Here is a 2,403-nt window from a genome sequence, read left to right on the forward strand (position 1 = left end):
ACGCGGGGCGGCCAGGACGACGGCGGCGCCACGAGGACGAGCCAGGCGGGCGGCAGCGCCCACGCGCGGCAGGCGAGCGCCCTGCTCGGCCGCATCTCGGACGCGGCGCTCGGCGGCCGGGCCCTGAGCGTGCGCGACGACCAGTTCGTGTACGTGAAGAGCGAGGACCGGGGCGCGGACGAGACGAGCGGCAAGGCCGTGATGGGCCCGCCGGTCGTGCGCGAGACCTGGTCCACGCAGGACCCCGGCCGCGTGCGGCACATCGCCCTCGTCCGCGAGAACGGCGGGACCTCCTGGATCAACGCCTCCCTCGGCGACGAGGGCGGCACCCCCGTGGGCATCGACCGGCCCACCTACCGGTGGCTCGCCGCGCTGCCCACCGATCCCGACGCCCTCCTGACCTACCTCTACGCCAAGACTCCGGAGCAGGACGGGCAGTCGCGGGACCAGGCCGTCTTCGAGCGCATCGGCGACCTCGCCGCCGGGCTCCTCCCGCCGAGGACCGCCGCCGCCCTCTACCGCGCCGCCGCCCGCATCCCCGGCGTCGTCACGGCCCCGGACGCGCACGACGGCAAGGGCCGTACGGGGATCGGCATCGCCCGCGAGGACAAGAAGTACGCGGAGCGCTCGGAGTGGGTCTTCGACAAGGACCTCCGCTTCCTCGGCTCCCGCACGTACCTGACCGAGGACAGGTCGCTCGGCAGGAAAGGCACGCTGCTCGCGAGCACGGCGGTCCTGGCGCTGGGCGTGGCCGACAAGGCGGGGGTGCGGCCGTCGGAGGTGACGGACGTGACGGGGGACGGGGGCGCGGAGGAGAGCTGAGTGCGGGGGCGGGGCGGGGACGCGAGGACGGGGGCGCGTGTCCCTGCGTCCCTCCTCCGGTGGCGCACCCCTTCCACCCGTGCCCACAGTGGGGGCATGAGCCATGCCGAGCAGCCGTCCTACCCCGGTGCCATGCCGCCGCCCCGGCCGGGGCCCGGGCGGGACGAGTTGCCCGATCCCCTGCGCAGGCTCGCGCGGGCCGCCTGGTGGGTGGTCCTGCTCGCGGGGCTCGCCTCCATCGTGCTGGGGGTGCTCGTCCTGGTGTGGCCGGGGTCCTCGTTGCGGGTCGCGGGGGTGCTCTTCGGGGTGTACCTGGTGGTGAGCGGGGTGGTGCAGCTGGTGGCGGCGACGGGGACGCACACCGACGCCGGGATGCGCGTGCTCGGCTTCGTGAGCGGGGCGCTCTCCGTGCTGCTCGGGCTCTTCTGCTTCCGGGGCGCCACGCAGTCCGTGCTGCTGCTCGCACTGTGGATCGGCATCGGCTGGCTCTTCCGGGGCCTCACCCAGGTGGTCGCCGCGCTCGCCGAGCCCGCGAGCCCGGCGCGCGGCTGGCAACTCCTGCTCGGTGTGCTCGCCGCCCTCGCCGGGATCGTCCTCGTCGTCTCGCCCTTCGCCTCGGCGTGGGCCCTCATCCTCGTGGCGGGGCTCTGGCTGCTGGCGGTCGGCCTCACCGAGATCGTCACGGCACTGCGCCTGCGCCACCGCCTCCACCTCGACTGACCAACCCGGCCGGGCGGCGCTCTCACATCGGCTCGACGCCGAAGTGCGCGCTCGTGCCGGTGAGCCCGAGGAGCCGCCGCAACGAGTCAGGCGGCCTCTCCAGGGTCAGTCGCACCCCGGCCCTGTCGGTGTGTCTGCGGACCTGGAGGAGGACGGCGAGGCCCATCGAGTCGCAGCCCTCCAGCGCGGCGCAGTCGAGCGCGAGCGCGGTGAGACCGGGCGTGTCCAGGGCGGTCACGACGTCCTCGCCGAGCTGCTCCGCCGTGTCGTAGTCGAGGTCGCCGACGAGCGCGATGACGAGGCGGCCGGGGGCGGCGGCCCGGTGCTCGATGCGGAGGCCGCCGGGCGGAGGAGCGGTCATCGGGGGCCCTCCCCGGCGGCAGGGGACGACTCGGCACCGGCCCCGCCCGCGCCCCGTACCGCCTCCGCGGCCCGTACCGCCTCCGCGGCCCGTACCGTCTCCGCGCCCCGTACCGCCTCCGTGCCCGCTGCCAGCAGGCCGAGCGCGCGGGGGAAGTCGTGCAGGCGCTCCGCGAGGACCGCGAGGGCGGGGAGCAGCGAGGCGGCGGGGACGCCGCGCGCCGCGAGGATCGAGGCGGTCCAGGTCAGGAAGCCCGTGAAGAGGTCCGCGTCGTCCACGTACAGCGCCGTCGCGAGATGCACCACGACGTGGTCGAGGTCCTCGGCCGTGTGCTCGCGCTGGAGCGCGGTGTACGCGCGCATCGGCGGGTAGCGGTCGAGCAGCCCGTCGAAGACGGCCCGGACCAGCTCCTGACGCGAGCGCGTCACGAAGGTGTACTCCTGGTCCGCGAGGTGCGGCAGGTCGGCGCTCGTGACGTGGTCGCGCGGCGGGGGCGGCAG

At 75.6% G+C, this 2,403-nt stretch carries 3 protein-coding genes and 1 pseudogene; 2 read left to right on the forward strand and 2 right to left on the reverse strand.

Annotation, left to right across the window (positions count from 1 at the left end; translation table 11 throughout):
- Positions 1–822, forward strand: an 822-nt coding sequence (locus G3I42_RS23665; RefSeq protein ID WP_164289077.1) for a CU044_5270 family protein, incomplete at its 5' end; no start/stop codon positions are given.
- A 96-nt stretch (positions 823–918) separates the two neighbouring features.
- On the forward strand, positions 919–1,542 hold the full coding sequence (locus tag G3I42_RS23670) for an HdeD family acid-resistance protein (RefSeq protein WP_164289079.1): 624 nt from the start codon (positions 919–921) through the stop codon (positions 1,540–1,542).
- A gap of 22 nt (positions 1,543–1,564) precedes the next feature.
- Here G3I42_RS23670 and G3I42_RS23675 read toward each other — a convergent pair whose 3' ends face one another.
- Complete coding sequence (locus G3I42_RS23675) at positions 1,565–1,903, reverse strand: STAS domain-containing protein (protein WP_164289081.1); 339 nt, start codon at positions 1,901–1,903, stop codon at positions 1,565–1,567.
- A pseudogene (locus G3I42_RS23680) lies at positions 1,900–2,403 on the reverse strand (cobalamin-binding protein); the annotation flags it as partial. The gene G3I42_RS23675 and the pseudogene G3I42_RS23680, both read right to left, overlap by 4 nt.

It is taken from the genome of Streptomyces sp. SID11385, assembly GCF_010548245.1.
Lineage (GTDB): Bacteria > Actinomycetota > Actinomycetes > Streptomycetales > Streptomycetaceae > Streptomyces.

Excerpts from the sequence above, each read along its gene's own strand:
- G3I42_RS23675 (WP_164289081.1), bottom strand. The coding sequence starts at position 1,903 with ATGACCGCTCCTCCGCCCGGCGGCCTCCGCATCGAGCACCGGGCCGCC.
- G3I42_RS23670 (WP_164289079.1), top strand. The coding sequence starts at position 919 with ATGAGCCATGCCGAGCAGCCGTCCTACCCCGGTGCCATGCCGCCGCCC.